Genomic DNA, 17,455 nt, shown 5'->3' on the forward strand with positions numbered 1-17,455 from the left:
AAGCCATCATATTAAATTATGGTGGCTTATTTTTTTTACCCATAAACAGGAAAAAATGATATACTTAATTAGATATAAATTTATTAGAAAAATATTGTGAGGTGTATTATGGCAGTTTTAGGATTTATCGGAATGGGAAATATGGGAAGTGCAATGCTTTCCGGAGCAAAGGAGACTTTCGGAAAGGAAAATATTATATTCCATAGAAATTCCAGAGAAAAAATGGTTGAGTTTTCAAAAAAAGAAGAGGTTGACTATTGTGAAAGCAACAATGAGGTAGTTAAGAAAGCAAAATATATTATTTTGGCAGTAAAACCACAAATGTTTGAAAAGGTTGCAAAGGAAATTGCACAGGACATAACAAAGGAGAATGTTTTAATTTCTCTTGCACCGGGAATTACAATTAGTCAGATGGCGGATATGTTTAAAACTAATAGAATTGTAAGGTCAATGCCTAACACCCCGGCTATGGTGGGAGAAGGAATGACTGGAGTATGCTACAATAAGGAAATCTTTTCAGGAGACGAAATAGATAATATTACAAAAATTTTTAAATCTATTGGAAAAATGAAAGTAGTTGAAGAAAAGTTAATTAATAGTGTAGTGTGTGCCAGTGGAAGCTCTCCGGCATATGTATTTATGTTTATGGAAGCTCTTGCTGATAGTGCTGTTAAATGTGGACTTCCAAGAAAGGATGCTTATGAATTTGTAGCACAGACAGTGTTAGGCTCAGCTAAGCTTATGTTAGAAACCGGAAAACATCCGGGAGAATTAAAGGATATGGTATGCTCACCAGCAGGAACTACAATTGCAGGTGTTGAAGAATTGGAAAAAAACGGATTTAGAAAAGCAATTTTTGCAGCTACAGATGCATGCTTTGATAAATGTGTAAATATAAAATAATGTAAGTGTCAAAAGTGAATTTGGGGGTTAAATGATGTAATCGAATCGCTTTATTGCTATGCAAATTTCTACAATACATCATAAGTAAAAAATACGGAATGGAGGATTTTATGAAGGAGTTTAAGCGTATTAATCGTCAGATTGTATATAAAGGAGCAATTCTTGATTTTTGTAAAGATGATATAATAACACCTAAGGGGCATCATGTGAAGTGGGATTTTTTACAACATAAGGGTGCAGCGGCAGTTATTCCGGTTTTAGATGATGGACGAATTATTATGGTAAGACAGTGGAGAAATGCCATAGACAGATTTGCTCTGGAAATTCCGGCCGGAGGAAGAGATGGAGAAAACGAGCCTACTAATATGTGTGCAGCAAGAGAATTAGAAGAAGAAACGGGATACAAATCTTCTCGTGTTGAGTTTTTACAGACATTAGTTCCGGCTATTGCTTATTCAGGAGAAAAAATAGACGTATATGTTGCCTTTGATTTGGAAAAATCTCATCAGAAGTTTGATGAAGATGAAGATATTTCCTTAGAAATTCACACAATAGATGAATTAATGGAGAAAATAATAGCTAACGAAATTAATGATGCTAAAACAGTGTCCTCTCTTTTGACATATTATTGTAAGTATGTAAAAGGGGACTGTGAAAAGTAATTTTTCATATTTAGATTCATATATTAACATATGAGAATGCAAAATATATTGCTTTTCATACCATAAATGGCAAAGGAATAATGTATGAATTATAAATTAGCGGAAAAAAACTACAAAATCTATGCCTTTATATTGGGAATTATAACAGGAACTCTTGTGTATAATTTTCTAGGCATAGATTTTTCTTTTAATAATGTTGAAAACATAAAATTTAACAATCTGTTTGATGGTATAATTTATGTTCTCTTAGGAGATGTGAAGTTTTTGCTGGGAATATTTATTTTATCTTTTTTCAGAATAAAAGATAAAATTGTTCCGTTTTTTGTTTTTTACTTTGCATTTGTGTTGGCAGGAATAATTACTGTATCTGTAAGCTCACACACTTTATTGCTTGTGGGGGCAGGCATAGATACTATGGCTAAAATCATAGGAACGGTATATATGTGTGACGGCAACAGGAAAAATGTAGGAAGGGGAATAAGTTTTTTGATTTTTATTATTTCATCTTTGTTACAAAATTTTTTCATATTCTAAAATTAATTTCTAAAGGAAATTTACTAGATATTGTGTCGGAATTTATGTTTGTCAGTATATGTGGTATCGTTTTTATGTAACCTAAATTTTGTTCAAAAAATTGTGAAAAATTGTATTTGATTTTATTGAAAAAGCCTTATATAATAAGATTTGACACTCTTAATATAGAGTATAGCGAGGAAAAAATGCAAAGATTAATTGAAGAATTCATTTTAAAATTACATAGTGAAAAGAATACTTCAAGCAACACAGAAGTCTCATATAAAAGAGACTTAACGAAACTTTTTATATATCTTAATAATAGTTATAGTACGGATAATATTTCAGATATTACAAAAGAGGAATTAGAAGGATACATTTCATCATTAGAGACTATTGGAAGAGCACCTACTACAATATCAAGAAATATTGCGTCGATGAAAGCATTTTTTGGATATTTGTATCAGGAGGGATATATTACAGACAATCCTGCTTCTGACATGAAATCTCCTAAGATAGAAAAAAAAGCACCGGAGATTTTGTCTATAAATGAAATTGATGATCTTTTAAAGCAACCTTCGAGAAACACGCCAAAAGAACTTAGAGATAAATCTATGTTAGAGCTTTTGTATGCAACGGGAATGCGTGTTTCAGAACTTATTACACTGAAGGTAAATGATGTTAATATTAATTATGAATTTGTAGTATGTCATGACAGAAAAAGAGACCGTCAGATACCTTTTGGAACAGAGGCAAAGAACGCACTTGTTGCGTATCTGAAAGATGGAAGGGAAAGTTTGCTTGGAGAAAATAAGGATAGTGATGTTTTATATCCTAATTGTTCAGGCAGGGAAATGAGCAGACAGGGATTTTGGAAACTGATAAAGGCTTATGGGAAGAAAGCCGGAATTAAGTCAGATATAACACCCCATACACTTCGCCATTCATTTGCAACACATTTGGTTGAAAACGGGGCAGACTTAAAGGCTGTACAACAAATGCTTGGACATTCTGATATATCTACTACTCAGATGTATATGACACCTGCAAGCCGTAGAGTAAGAGAAGTATATGAAAAGGCACATCCGAAAGCATAAATAATAAGGTGATATATTGAGAGGTATTGTCATTAGATGATGCCTCTTTTTGTGTGTAAAAAACTCCGGTCATATTCACATAAGTGAAAATTCCGGAGTTTAAGTTTTATGCTTCTTCAGCAATAATGTATAACAATTTTTCTGTATCTTCCCAGCCAAGGCATGGATCAGTTATTGACTTTCCGTAGCAGTGTTCATCAATTTTCTGATTTCCACCAACAATATAGCTTTCAATCATAAGACCTTTGACAAAATGTTTTAAATCTTCTGAATGTTTACGGTTATGCATTATTTCCTTTGCAATACGAATCTGTTCCATATACTGCTTGTTTGAATTTGAATGATTACAATCAATAACAACAGCAGGATTTTCAAATCCTTTTTTCATATACATTGAATAAAGATTTACCATATCCTCATAATGGTAATTTGGTATACACTGACCATATTGATTTACGGCACCTCTTAATATGGCGTGGGCTAAATCATTACCTTCAGTCTGAACTTCCCAACCTCTGTAAAGGAAAGAATGAGAAGACTGGGCTGCCTCAATAGAGTTAAGCATAATGGATAAATCTCCGCTGGTAGGATTTTTCATTCCTACAGGAATATCTAAACCGCTGGCTGTAAGACGGTGCTGCTGGTTTTCAACAGAACGGGCACCTACTGCAACATATGAAAGGCAATCTGAAAAGTATCTTGCATTTTCAGGATAAAGCATTTCATCTGCAATTGGGAACTTAGTATCCTCCATGATTTTCAAGAACATTTGTCTTATTGTAATAAGCCCCTGCAATAAATCAGGTTTCTTTTCAGGATCAGGCTGATGTAACATACCTTTATAACCTTTTCCTGTTGTTCTAGGTTTGTTAGTGTAAACTCTTGGAATAATAAAAAGTTTATCTTTAACTTTTTCCTGAACTTTTGCAAGTCTTCCTATATAATCTTCAACAGCTTCCTGATTGTCAGCTGAACAAGGACCTATAATTACGGCAAATTTATCACTTTCACCTGTAAATATCTTTCTAATTTCTTCGTCATTGATTTTTTTCTGATTTGCAACTGCCTCTGGAACAGGATAACTTGTCTTGATTTCCAAAGGAGTTGGTAGCTTTCTAAAAAATGTACTACCCATAACGTCCTCCTTTAATGTATAATTATAAAATGTTAGCCGGAGAAAGAAAGATAAGTATTCTAAATCCTACTAACCACGTATGATAGTATAACATAAGTTTACAATAATTCAACAGTTTAAAGTACGAAAATAAAAGAAAAAGCAGTTATTTGGTATAAAAATTCAAAAGTTCATAGAAAATTCAAATATTATGGGTATTCTATTTACTAAGACATTATGGATAAAAGAGTTGTTAAGTAAGGAGCAAAAATATGGATAAACAGTTTCATTTACAAATATCAAAGGGAGATATTGGGAAATATGTGATTTTACCGGGAGATCCGGGAAGATGTGAAAAAATTGCCGGATATTTTGATGAACCAAGGCTTATTGCACAAAATAGAGAATTTACAACATATACAGGATATATATCAGGAGAAAAAGTTTCAGTTACCTCTACAGGAATAGGAGGACCGTCAGCAGCTATTGCCATGGAGGAATTAGTAGCCTGTGGCGCTGATACTTTTATAAGAATAGGAACTTGTGGAGGTATTAATTTAAAAGTTTTAGCAGGGGACTGTGTTATAGCAACAGGAGCGGTGCGACACGAAGGCACCAGCAGGGAATATGCACCAATTGAATACCCTGCAGTTTCTGACTTTGATGTTACGGAAGCATTAGTTTATGCTTGCAAAAAAAATAATTTGCGTTATCATTGTGGAGTGGTGCAGTGCAAAGACTCATTTTACGGTCAGCATAATCCTGACAGAATGCCTGTATCATATGAACTTCTTAATAAATGGGAAGCATGGAAGAGATTAGGAGTTCTTGCCAGTGAAATGGAATCGGCAGCATTGTTTACGGTAGCAGCAAGTCTGGGGGTGAAATGTGGTTCGGTATTTCATGTTATCTGGAATCAGGAGCGTAAATTAAAAGGATTTAGTGAGGAGGACTGTTACGATACCGATAATGCCATAAAGGTATCCGTAGAGGCTATCAGACATATGATAGCCGGAAAATAACAGCTTTAGGAGGCACTTTTTAATGAAAGAGAAAGTAAAAAAATATATAGGAATAGCTAAGGAAAAATACCATTCAGCCAGGGCATTTTTCAGCAAAACATATAATAAGCACATAATATACATGTATGTGGTAACGGCATTACTTATTAATCTGGTTATTGAAATGTTAGCCAGAAAGTCATTTTTAAAGGGCATATATTTCCTTATAGGAAATCCGTATGTATTTATCTGTAGTGCAATGATAATATTAATGACCCTTTCATTTACCTTTCTTATGAAAAGAAGGTTTTTTGGAATGACATTGATTTCTGTTATTTGGTTGATTCTGGGAGTGGCCAATGGTGTGTTGCTTTCTAACAGGGTAACACCTTTTACGGCAGTGGATTTGATGCTTATTGATAGTGCTTTAGGGGTTATAAATAAGTATTTTTCAACATTTCAGATTGTTTTGGTTGTTATTGCACTTATTTTGGCAATAGTAGGACTGGTCGTTATGTTCTTTAAGGCACCAAAAGTCAATCACAAGATTAAATATGCAAGAAATATTATTGGAATTGCTGTTATTTGGGCGATAGGTCTGGGAACAATTAATTTGGGAGTGGCATCAGAACTTCTTTCCATGAAATTTGGAGAACTTAGAGTGTCGTATTATGATTACGGATTTGTTTATTGTTTTTCAAATAGTCTTATAAATACAGGAATTGACAAGCCTAATTCATATTCAGGTGAAACTATTGAAAAAATAGTGAAGGATGATGACGATAAAACAACCCTTAAGAAGGCTAAGAAGAAACCAAATATTATTTTCTTGCAGTTAGAGTCATTTTTTGATATGAACAATCTTAAAAATGTTAAATTATCAAAAAATCCTGTTCCGTATTTTGAAAAGTTAATGAAAAATTATCCAAGTGGATACTTAAATGTGCCTATAGTTGGTGCTGGAACGGTAAATACGGAATTTGAGGTTATGACAGGAATTAATTTAGATTTCTTTGGTCCGGGAGAATATCCTTTTAAAACTAAATTAGTAGATACTACCAGTGAAAGCATATGCTACAACTTAAAGGAGTATGGCTACAGCTGTCATGCCATTCATAATAACACTGCAACCTTTTATGGAAGAAATGTGGTATTTTCTAATTTAGGATATGATACATTCCAATCTATTGAAAATATGTATATAGATGATTTTACACCTATGGGATGGGCAAAGGATTATTTCCTTACGGATTATATTATGCAGGCATTAAAATCTACTAAAAAGCAGGACTTCATTTATACTATTTCAGTACAGGGACATGGAAGTTATCCTACAAGTGGTGATTATGACTATCCTATTAAAGTTTCAGGTGTAGACGATGAAGACGTTACAAACCAGTATCAGTATTATGCATGGCAGACTAATGAAATGGATAAGTTTTTAAGAAAACTTACAAAAGCCCTTAAAAACTTTGGTGAGGATACCATTCTTGTAATGTATGGTGATCATCTGCCAAGCTTTGGTATATCAGGAGAGGATTTGGTAAACGGTGATGTATACCAGACTCAGTATGCTATCTGGTCTAATTTTAAGACTAATTATACTAACGAGGATATAGAAGCGTATCAGTTGGAGTCCAAAATACTTGGTGGCTTAAATATGAACTCCGGAAAGATTAATAATTACACACAGTTACACAAAAATGATGACGATGAAACCTATCAGGAAGGCCTTAAGAATTTATCTTACGATTTGCTTTATGGAGACAATTATGCGGCAAACGGAGAAAACCCATATAAGCCAACAGATTTGAAATTCGGACTTCATGATGTAAAGGTAAGCTCCGTTACCCCTATTGGGGATGATGTAGGTACGGTGTATATATACGGAAATTATTTTACAAGCTACAGTAAGGTATATATAAATGACGAAAAGCAAAAAACGGTATATATAGATCCTAATACATTGATGATTGTTTATCCGGACTTAAAAGATGGCGACAGCTTCTCGGTATATCAGCAAAATTCTGATGAGCATGTGCTGTCAAAAACAGAGCCTTTTGTATATAATCAGGAGGAAATGCAACCGTCAAGCACTAAGGCACAAACAACAAAGGATAAGTCGAAAAAAACAAAATCTAAATCTTCAAAGAAAAAGAAGAAAGAAAAATAGCATAAAATTTTTAAACTCCATTACAATGTATAAAGGTGTAATGGAGTTTTTTTATGGAAAAAATCATGTTTTATGAAAAATGGTGCAACAGGTTGTTTAAAAGAGTGCTGGTTGCTATGATTTCACTAAGTATTTTGATAACGTCCACATTTACAATACAAGGTGATGAAAAAGCAGAGATGAAATGTAAATCCTATGTACTTATGGAGGCGTCCTCAAAAACAGTAATTAAAGCAGAAAATGAAAATGAAAAATTAAGTCCTGCTAGTATAACTAAAATAATGACTTTAATACTAATTTTTGATGCAATACATAGTGGTAAAATAAAGTTAGAGGATATGGTTACTACCAGTGCCCATGCCAAAAGTATGGGAGGTTCCCAGGTGTTTTTGGAAGAAGGAGAGCAACAAAATGTAGAAACTCTTATAAAGTGCATTATAATTGCATCGGGAAATGATGCATCTGTAGCCATGGCTGAGCATATTTCAGGTTCAGAAGAAGAATTTGTAAAGGAAATGAATAAAAGGGCAAAGAACCTTGGAATGAAACATACACATTTTGAAGATTGCTGTGGGCTGACTGATTCGGATAATCATTATACATCAGCAATGGATGTGGCAATTATGTCAAGAGAATTAATAGTGAAGTATCCGGAGATTTTTAAATATTCTACCATATGGATGGAAAGTTTTACCCACAAAACCAATAAAGGGGAAAGTGAATTTATGCTTACTAACACAAATAAGTTACTTAAAAACAATCGGTATGTAAAAGGGCTTAAAACAGGAAGCACGTCAAAAGCAAAATACTGTGTTTCCACTGTGGCAGAAAAGGATGGTGTGGAATTGATTGCAGTGGTTATGGCGGCTCCGGATTATAAGGCAAGATTTGTCCAGTCCAACAGCCTTATAAATTACGGTTTTTCAAATTGTAAGGTGTATAAGGATAATAAGAAATATCAGAACAAGGTAAATATATGTGGTGGGGAAAAGGACAAAGTAAAAGTGCAAAATGATACATTTTCATATGTTGATACTAAAGGTGGAAAAATTGATGGTATAGAATCTAAAGTGGCTTTAAAAGACAACATAAATGCACCGGTAAGGAAGGGAGATATAGTAGGAAAAATTGAATACATAATGGATAAAAAGAAAATCGGAGAAGTTAAAATTATGGCAGAGGAAACGGTGGATAAAGCAGATTATGGTTTCACATTTCTAAAATTAGTAAAATATATGTTCCAGATAACCTGATAAATTTAGGTGCTTAAAATTATATTGTATTGAAAAAAAGAAATTTTTTATGTACAATTAAAGTTCGAGAAAAAATGGAGAGAAATTAAAATGATTGAACTGGAAGTTAAACTGGATGCATTTGAAGGACCTCTTGATTTACTGCTGCATCTTATTGAAAAAAACAAAGTAGATATTTATGACATACCTATTGTGGAAATTACGGAACAGTATCTTGATTGCGTAAGTAAAATGCCGAAAGATGATTTGGATTTGGCAAGTGAATTTTTGGTAATGGCAGCTACCCTGATAGATATAAAAAGCAGAATGCTTCTACCAAAAGAAGTGGACGAAAACGGTGAAGAAATTGACCCTAGGGCAGAACTGGTGGAGAAACTTATTGAATATAAGATGTACAAATATGCTGCAGGGGAATTAAGAGATATGCAGGTTTACGCTGGAAAATCATTATATAAAGAGCCTACAGTTCCTGAGGAGGTTAAAAAATATGAGCCTCCGGTGGATTTGGATAAATTGCTATCAGATGTGGATTTGTCAAAGTTAAATGATATTTTTCAAATGGTGCTTAAAAGACAAATGGATAAAATTGATCCTGTAAGAAGTAAATTTGGAAAAATTGAAATGGAGGAAGTAAGCCTTCCTGACAAAATGGATTTTGTTACTGATGCACTAAAGAAAAGAAAAAGATGTAGTTTTAAGCAGCTTTTAGAACAGCAAAGTTCAAAAATGGAAGTTATTGTTTCATTTCTGGCGGTGTTGGAATTAATTAAAATTGGAAAAATTGAAGTTCATCAGGAAAAAACTTTTGATGATATATACATAGATTCAATAGAGTAAAGAGGTTAAAATGGAAAGAAATTACAAAGCAGAAATAGAGGCTATTTTATTTACCATGGGGGAATCAGTTGATATTAATAAAATTGCAAATGCATTAGAAATCAAACCTTCAGAAGTAAAAAAAATAGTAAAAGAAATGCAAAAAAAAATGGACACTCCTGAAAGAGGGGTGAAAATCATAGAACTTGACGGGGCATACCAGATGTGTACTAAACCGGAAATGTACGAAGCGCTTATTAAGGTGGCAAAGCAGCCTAAAAGACAGGTTTTAACGGATGTTTTAATGGAAACCTTATCTATTATTGCTTACAAACAGCCTATAACAAAGTCTGAAATTGAAAGAATAAGAGGAGTAAAATCAGATTTCGCAGTTAATAAGTTAGTGGAGTATATGCTGGTGGAAGAGGTAGGGAGAATGGACACACCGGGACGTCCTCTTTTATTTGGAACTACTGAGGAATTTTTAAGAAGATTTGGTGTGGAATCAGCAGACAGCCTCCCTGTAGTAAGTCAGGATATGATAGATGAGTTTAAACATGAGGCAGAGGAAGAGGTAACCCTTAAATCCAATGATTAACACATATTTTTATACAAGGGGATAAAAGTTACTTAAAATGCATATATTATACGGATGCATGTTTAAAGTGATAATAATGAATAAAAGATTAAAATGTTGTTTTATAATTTTAGTTTTGGTACTTAATATGGTGTTTTCTAAACAGGGATTTGGAGAGGAAACAAAGGAACTTAAGGAAAGCGAATTATCTGCAAAGTCAGCGGTACTTATTGACGGAAAAACAGGCAGAGTGCTTTTTGGAAAGAATTATAATAATAAAATGGCAATGGCAAGTACAACGAAAATAATGACATGTATAGTTGCCCTTGAAAATGCATCTCCTGATGAGGTGGTGGAAATAAGTAAAAGGGCAGCTTCTATGCCTAAAGTTCATATGAATGCCATAAAAGGGGAAAAATATAAAATAGGAGATTTGCTTTATGCCATGATGCTAGAGTCTTATAATGATGTGGCAGTGGCTGTGGCAGAAGGGGTAGCAGGAAGTGTGGAAGAATTTGCAAAACTTATGAACAAAAAAGCAGGAGAAATTGGTGCAGTCAACACCAATTTTGTTACTCCTAACGGACTTGATGCTAAGGGGCATTTTTCTACAGCATATGATATGGCTTTAATTGGAGCTTATGCCATAAAAAATCAGCAGTTTTTAAAAATTACAAATACAAAATCCTATTCCTTTTATGATTGCAGCAATAAGAGACATATTGTTGTTAATAACAAAGATGCATTTCTTAATATGAGCAGTGATGCCATTGGAATAAAGACAGGATTTACAGGTGATGCAGGATATTGTTTTGTAGGTGCCGTAAAAAGCAACAACAGAGTGTATGTTTCCTGTGTTCTTGCCAGCGGATGGCCTCCTAACAAAACATATAAGTGGAGAGATACTACTAAATTAATGGATTATGGAAAAAATAACTTTGATACCAAAAAAATTTTGAAAAACAGAATATCTTTCCCCGTAAATATTGAAAATGGAACAAAAAAACAAATTATAGCTGTTGCCATTGGTCCCTACAAAGCATTGGTATCTAAGAATGATACAGTGGAAGCAAAAACGGAGTTTAACTATGAATTACCTATAAAATCAGGAGAAAAAATAGGGGAAGTAAAACTGTATATAAATAATCAATGTGTGAAAAAATGTAAAATAGAGGCTGTGGATAGTGTTGAAAAATATGATTTTAAATATTGCTTTAAAAAGACTTTAGATTATTTCATATTTCAATAATTACTTTATTTATAAAGCTAACTGTGGTATATTTAAACCGAATTTGCTTGTGCATACTAATATGTGTGCATAATGTAAAAAGTTAAAAAGACAGATTATGAAATTTAAAGGAGTCTTGTTTATATGGAATTTGTGAAAATGGAAGGTTGTGGAAACGATTACGTTTATGTTAATGGTTTCAATACAAAAATAGATAATCCTAACGAGTTGTCGAAAATTGTAAGCGACAGACATTTTGGAATCGGTTCAGACGGACTTATAGTTATAAATCCTTCAGAAGTGGCAGATTTTAAAATGAGTATGTACAATGCAGACGGCTCTGAAGGGAAAATGTGTGGAAACGGAATCAGATGCGTTGCTAAATATGTTTATGATTATAAAATGATTGATAAAGAAGTTATAACCGTGGAAACCTTAGCAGGAATTAAGACACTTAAATTAAATGTGGAAAATGGTAAGGTTAAAACAGTACGGGTTAATATGGGAAGTCCTATTATAAATGCAAAGGATGTACCGGTTATATCTGACAAAGAGAAGGTAATTAATGAACCGGTTGTTATTGATGGTAAGGAATATGGCATCACCTGTGTTTCCATGGGAAATCCTCATGCCATTACATTTGTTGATGATACAGATAGTCTGAAAATCGAAAAAATTGGGCCGGGATTTGAAAAAAATGAAATTTTTCCTGACAGAGTCAATACGGAATTTATTCAGATAATTGACAGAAAAACAATTAAAATGAGAGTCTGGGAGCGTGGCTCAGGAGAAACCTTAGCCTGCGGAACCGGTGCCTGTGCCAGTGTTGTTGCCTGTGTATTAAATAATCTTACAGACAATAAGGTTACTGTGAAGCTATTAGGCGGAGATTTGGAAATAAAATATGATACAGATGAAAATACAGTTTATATGACGGGACCTGCAAGGATTGCATTTACCGGAAATATTGATATTTAATGAGGAAATAATATGTTATTAAAAGATTTATTGGAAAAAATTGAATATACCATAGTAAAAGGCACGGATGAAGTGACAATAAATCATCTTGTAAATGATTCAAGAAAGGTTTCAGGGGATGATGTATTTGTGTGTATTAAGGGTGCCGGATTTGACGGACATGAATTTATAGAAGATGTGGCACAAAAAGGTGCTGTTGCAGTTGTGGTAATGGAAGATGTAAATGTAGATGCGAACATTACAGTTATAAAGGTTGAAGATACCAGATATGCATTAGCCTGTATGTCGGCGGCGTATTTTGGACATCCGGCAGAAAAACTCATTACCATTGGTATAACGGGAACTAAAGGAAAAACAACAACTACATATATGGTACGTCAGGTTTTAGAAAGCGTTGGAATAAAAACAGGACTTATAGGAACAATTGAAACTATTGTAGGAGATGAAATAACTCCTGCTAAAAATACCACACCGGAGTCTTTTGTGGTTCAGGAGACCTTTGCCAAAATGGTTAAAGCAGGCTGCAAATGTGTGGTAATGGAGGTTTCGTCCCAGGGACTTATGCTTCACAGAGTATCAGGATTTACATTTGACTATGGTATATTTACCAATATTGAGCCTGACCATATTGGCCCTAATGAACACAAGGACTTTGACGATTATCTTCATTGCAAAAGTATGTTGCTAAAGCAGTGCCGTCAGGGAATTGTGAATATGGATGCAGATTATATAGACAGGGTTTTAGAGGGACACACATGTGAATTGGAAACCTTTGGTGTAAAGGGCGATTATGATTTTAAGGCATCAGACATTAAGTTATTTACAAAGCCGGGGAGCCTGTGTGTTTCATATGATTTATCAGGAAAAATGAATTTCCCTGTGGAAATTGATATTCCGGGGAATTTTAGTGTATATAATTCATTATGTGCCATAGCAATATGCAGTCATTTTACAAATGATGTTGAAAAGATAAGAGAAGCCCTTAAAAATGTAAGGGTGAAAGGAAGAGTTGAAATTATTCCTGTATCAAAGAGATTTACTCTTATGATAGATTATGCCCATAATGCTATGAGCTTAGAAAGTCTTCTTAAAAGCCTTAAGGAATATAACCCTAAGCGCTTAGTTACAGTGTTTGGATGTGGTGGAAACAGGGCGAGAGGCAGAAGATTTGAAATGGGTGAGGTTTCATCAAAACTATCTGATTTTACCATTGTAACATCAGATAATCCAAGATTTGAGGAACCTATGGATATTATTAATGATATTTTAGTTGGGGTGCATAAGGCAGATGGGGAATATGTAACAATTCCTGACAGAAAAGATGCCATACGTTACGCCATTTTAAATGCAAAGGATGGAGATGTTATAGTTTTAGCAGGAAAGGGACATGAAGATTATCAGGAAATAAAGGGAGTTAAGCACCCTATGGATGAACGTGTTCTTATAAGTGAAGTTATAAAGGAAGATGAAGTAAAGGCAGTTTTATAAGGCGAAACTAATGAAAGAGAGATATAAAGTATGTGTGGAATATGTGGAATAATTGGAGAATTAGATAACAGCAGAAAAGTTTTAAAAAACATGATGGACAAAATTGCCCACAGAGGTCCCGATGATGAAGGAATGTATGTGGACAAGCATGCGGCAATCGGTCACAGAAGACTTAGTATTATTGATTTAAGTCATGGTGCACAGCCTATGTACAATGAAACCGGTGATATAGCAATTGTTTTTAATGGAGAAATATATAACCACTTAGAGATAAGAAAAGAACTTATTAAAAAAGGACATCAGTTTTCAAATGATTCAGATACAGAATGTCTTATTCACGGATATGAAGAATATGGAACAGATTTGTTGCATAAGCTAAGAGGAATGTTTGCTTTTGTCATTTGGGACAGCAGAACTAATACTATGTTTGGTGCAAGGGATCATTTTGGAATTAAGCCTTTTTATTATGCAAACATTAACAAAAATCTCGTTTTCTCTTCAGAAATCAAGGCAATATTAGAATATCCGGGATTTGAGAGAAAGGTAAATGAGGAAGCTTTAGAGCAGTATTTAAGCTTTCAGTATTCCGTACTTCCTGAAACATTCTTTAAGGGAGTGTATAAATTGCCGGCAGGACATTATATGATTTATAAAGACGGAAAAATGGAAATTGAACGTTATTTTGACCCTATGATGGAACCAAAGGCTGATGGTGATTTAGAAGAAACCGTTTCTGAAATCGAAAAAGTCGTTCATAATACAGTTGATGCCCATATGATAGCAGACGTTGAGGTTGGTTCTCTGTTATCAAGTGGAGTTGACTCAAGTTATGTTGTATCGGAATTTCCGGGAGAAAAAACCTTTACGGTGGGATTTTTGGATAAACAAAGCAAGTATAATGAAATAAGATATGCAGAAGGTCTTGTAAAAGAATTGGGCAAGAAAAATTACAGCAAAAATATAGACAGTGACGAATATTTTGACTCAATCCCTACAGTAATGTATTATATGGATGAACCTTTAGCAGATCCATCCTGTATTGCCCTTTATTTTGTTGACCAGCTTGCTGCTGAACAGATAAAAGTTGTTTTGTCAGGAGAAGGGGCAGACGAGTTCTTTGGTGGCTATAATATTTATCATGAACCGTTGTCATTAAAGGGGTATCAGAAAATACCAAGATGCATAAGAAAAGGTCTTGCAAAGGTTGCCTCGGCAATGCCTGATGTTAAGGGACGTGATTTTATTATAAGAGGTAGTAAAACTGTTGAGGAGAGGTTTATTGGAAATGCCAATATGTTTTCTGTAAAAGACAGGGAAAAACTCCTTAAAAATGCACCTACTCATGTTTCACCACAGGAAATCGTGGCACCAACATACAAGAAAGTAAGTCACTTAAATGACATTGCCAAGATGCAGTATATTGATACTAATTTCTGGCTTCAGGGTGATATTTTGCTTAAGGCAGATAAAATGAGCATGGCTCACTGCCTTGAATCAAGAGTACCGTTTTTAGACGTGGAAGTATTTAAATATGCAAAAACTCTTCCTATAGATTTCAGATGTAATAACGAAGCTACAAAGCGAGCTTTCAGAATTGCAGCAAAAAGACATATTCCGGAGGCAACAGCTAACAAGAAAAAGTTAGGCTTCCCGGTACCTATCAGAGTTTGGCTTAAAGAAGATAAATACTATAACAAGGTAATGGAAACATTAACCGGTGATGCGGCAAAACAGTTCTTTAATACAGATATTCTTGTTAAACTGATGGAAGACCATAGGGCAGGAAAAGCTGATAACAGCCGAAGAATATGGACGGTTTATGTATTCCTTGTATGGTACAATGTTTACTTTGAGGATAAAACCTTTGAACCGATTAACAGCGAATGGATTAAAAACAGAATTAAGACAGCATAAAAAAATTAAGTTTTTTGCCCTTTTTTATTAAAAAAATAACTTGCTATTTGACAGGAAAAGGTTTAATCTATATAAGGCAAAAAATTTGGTTGTTATATACCGGCAAACTACAGAGTTTGTGTAAATATTTTGCTCACACATATATTGATGCAGTGGCGTGGATATATGTGTGGGCAAAATATATGTTAAAACATAAAATATTTCTTTGCCGTTTGTTATCCGGGTAAGATATATACTGGATAAAAAAGATTAAAATTTTATTGGAGGACTGATTATGAGTACAGCAGCTAAAGTTATAGCAAGAGAGAGGATAGAAACTCTTCTTGATGATAACAGTTTTGTTGAAATCGGCGGATTGGTTAAAGCAAGAAGCACAGATTTTAACATCAAGGCAAAAGATACTCCATCAGACGGTGTTATTACCGGATATGGTGTTATCAATGGAAAGTTAGTGTATGTTTACAGCCAGGATTCATCAGTACTTGGTGGTTCAGTTGGAGAAATGCACGCTAAGAAAATTTCTAACCTCTACGATATGGCTATGAAGATGGGAGCACCTGTTATTGGCCTTATTGACAGTACAGGTCTTAGACTTCAGGAGTCAGTAGACGGACTTAATGCATTTGGACAGATTTATATGAAACAGTCACTTGCATCAGGGGTTATTCCACAGATTTCAGTAATATTTGGAAATTGTGGTGGAGGATTAAGTGTTATTGCAGGACTTTCTGATTTTACATTTATGGAGAAGGATAATGCACATTTATTTGTGAATTCTCCGGATGCAATTGAAGGAAACAGAAAAGAAGTGTGTGACAGTTCATCAGCTAAGTTCCAGAGTGAGACAGCAGGAAATGTTGATTTCGTTGGAACACAGCAGGAAATCATGGAGGGATTAAGAGACCTTATATCAGTCATTCCTTCAAATAATGAGGATGAAGCATTTGATTTAGAATGTGATGATGATTTAAACAGAGCAGCAGAAGGAATTGAAAACTGCGGTGAGGACACATTACAGGCACTGACAAGCATTTCAGATGAGGGATATGTTCTTGAAGTTAAGAAAGATTATGCTCCTGAAATGGTTACAGCTTTTATTAAGTTAAATGGAGCTACAGTAGGTGCAGTAGCTAACAGAACTAAATCATATGATGAAGATATGAATGTTACAGCAGAATATGAAGCAAAGCTTACAGCTAACGGCTGTGAAAAAGCTGCAGATTTTGTTGAATTTTGTGATGCTTTTGAAATTCCTATACTTACATTAACTAATGTTAATGGATTCAAGGCGACAAAATGCCAGGAAAAGAAGGGTGCAAAAGCTACATCAAAGCTTATATATGCTTTTGCTAACGCAACAGTTCCTAAGGTAAATCTTATTGTGGAAGATGCAATAGGAAGTGCATATATTGCAATGAACAGCAAGGCAACAGGTGCAGACGTTGTTTACGCATGGCCAACAGCCAAGGTTGGAATGATGGATGCTGCAAGTGCTGTTAAGATTATGTATGCTGATGAAATTGAAAGCGGTGATGCAACAGAAGTTATCGCTGAAAAGACAGCAGAGTACCAGAATCTTCAGGGCAGTGTAATGTCAGCAGCTGCAAGAGGATATGTTGATAGTATTGTTGAACCTGTTGATACAAGAAAGTACATAATAGGTGCATTTGAAATGTTATATACAAAATTTGAAGACAGACCTGGTAAAAAGCACGGAACAGTTTAATAGGAGGACAAT

At 34.3% G+C, this 17,455-nt stretch carries 15 protein-coding genes; 14 read left to right on the plus strand and 1 reads right to left on the minus strand.

The window, feature by feature from the left end; genetic code table 11:
- Positions 1 to 108: 108 nt before the first annotated feature.
- The 4 genes from proC (at position 109) to xerD (ending at position 3,175) form a co-directional block, all read left to right on the plus strand.
- A complete protein-coding gene (proC, locus tag H8S00_RS08075; RefSeq protein ID WP_021953155.1) occupies positions 109 to 903 on the plus strand; it encodes a pyrroline-5-carboxylate reductase in 795 nt (264 codons plus the stop codon).
- A 110-nt stretch (positions 904 to 1,013) separates the two neighbouring features.
- Entirely contained in the window at positions 1,014 to 1,565 is a 552-nt protein-coding gene (locus H8S00_RS08080) for an NUDIX domain-containing protein (RefSeq protein ID WP_186840382.1), read from the plus strand.
- Between the two features lie 84 nt (positions 1,566 to 1,649).
- Positions 1,650 to 2,099, plus strand: a complete 450-nt coding sequence (locus H8S00_RS08085) for a hypothetical protein (protein ID WP_021953153.1) — start codon at positions 1,650 to 1,652, stop codon at positions 2,097 to 2,099.
- A 185-nt stretch (positions 2,100 to 2,284) separates the two neighbouring features.
- Entirely contained in the window at positions 2,285 to 3,175 is an 891-nt protein-coding gene (gene xerD, locus H8S00_RS08090) for a site-specific tyrosine recombinase XerD (RefSeq protein ID WP_021953152.1), read from the plus strand.
- Between the two features lie 106 nt (positions 3,176 to 3,281).
- Here the strand turns inward: xerD and H8S00_RS08095 are convergent, their stop codons facing one another.
- Positions 3,282 to 4,310 carry a 3-deoxy-7-phosphoheptulonate synthase gene (locus H8S00_RS08095; protein ID WP_021953151.1) on the minus strand — a complete coding sequence of 343 codons (1,029 nt, stop codon included), beginning with the start codon at positions 4,308 to 4,310 and terminating at the stop codon, positions 3,282 to 3,284.
- A 251-nt stretch (positions 4,311 to 4,561) separates the two neighbouring features.
- Between H8S00_RS08095 and udp the strand changes: the two genes are divergently transcribed.
- The 10 genes from udp (at position 4,562) to H8S00_RS08145 (ending at position 17,443) form a co-directional block, all read left to right on the plus strand.
- On the plus strand, positions 4,562 to 5,311 hold the full coding sequence (gene udp / locus H8S00_RS08100) for a uridine phosphorylase (protein WP_021953150.1): 750 nt from the start codon (positions 4,562 to 4,564) through the stop codon (positions 5,309 to 5,311).
- A 22-nt stretch (positions 5,312 to 5,333) separates the two neighbouring features.
- Positions 5,334 to 7,463, plus strand: coding sequence for an LTA synthase family protein (locus H8S00_RS08105; RefSeq protein ID WP_021953149.1), 2,130 nt, complete (start codon positions 5,334 to 5,336; stop codon positions 7,461 to 7,463).
- A 53-nt stretch (positions 7,464 to 7,516) separates the two neighbouring features.
- On the plus strand, positions 7,517 to 8,716 hold the full coding sequence (locus tag H8S00_RS08110) for a D-alanyl-D-alanine carboxypeptidase family protein (RefSeq protein WP_186840383.1): 1,200 nt from the start codon (positions 7,517 to 7,519) through the stop codon (positions 8,714 to 8,716).
- Positions 8,717 to 8,806: 90 nt separating this feature from the next.
- The gene (locus H8S00_RS08115; protein ID WP_207721414.1) at positions 8,807 to 9,553 is read left to right on the plus strand and encodes a segregation and condensation protein A; all 747 of its coding nucleotides are present in this window, start codon (positions 8,807 to 8,809) and stop codon (positions 9,551 to 9,553) included.
- Positions 9,554 to 9,563: 10 nt separating this feature from the next.
- Positions 9,564 to 10,130, plus strand: a complete 567-nt coding sequence (gene scpB / locus H8S00_RS08120; protein WP_186840384.1) for an SMC-Scp complex subunit ScpB — start codon at positions 9,564 to 9,566, stop codon at positions 10,128 to 10,130.
- Between the two features lie 76 nt (positions 10,131 to 10,206).
- A complete protein-coding gene (locus H8S00_RS08125; protein ID WP_186840385.1) occupies positions 10,207 to 11,358 on the plus strand; it encodes a D-alanyl-D-alanine carboxypeptidase family protein in 1,152 nt (383 codons plus the stop codon).
- A gap of 123 nt (positions 11,359 to 11,481) precedes the next feature.
- Positions 11,482 to 12,315: a diaminopimelate epimerase gene (gene dapF / locus H8S00_RS08130; protein WP_186840386.1), complete on the plus strand. Its 834-nt coding sequence runs from the start codon at positions 11,482 to 11,484 to the stop codon at positions 12,313 to 12,315.
- 12 nt (positions 12,316 to 12,327) lie between these two features.
- Entirely contained in the window at positions 12,328 to 13,803 is a 1,476-nt protein-coding gene (locus tag H8S00_RS08135; RefSeq protein ID WP_186840387.1) for a UDP-N-acetylmuramoyl-L-alanyl-D-glutamate--2,6-diaminopimelate ligase, read from the plus strand.
- A gap of 30 nt (positions 13,804 to 13,833) precedes the next feature.
- Positions 13,834 to 15,717, plus strand: a complete 1,884-nt coding sequence (asnB, locus tag H8S00_RS08140; protein ID WP_021953142.1) for an asparagine synthase (glutamine-hydrolyzing) — start codon at positions 13,834 to 13,836, stop codon at positions 15,715 to 15,717.
- A gap of 274 nt (positions 15,718 to 15,991) precedes the next feature.
- Positions 15,992 to 17,443 carry an acyl-CoA carboxylase subunit beta gene (locus tag H8S00_RS08145; RefSeq protein ID WP_118588660.1) on the plus strand — a complete coding sequence of 484 codons (1,452 nt, stop codon included), beginning with the start codon at positions 15,992 to 15,994 and terminating at the stop codon, positions 17,441 to 17,443.
- Positions 17,444 to 17,455: the final 12 nt, after the last annotated feature.

This window comes from Eubacterium segne, assembly GCF_014287775.1.
GTDB classification, from domain to species: domain Bacteria; phylum Bacillota; class Clostridia; order Lachnospirales; family Lachnospiraceae; genus Eubacterium_G; species Eubacterium_G segne.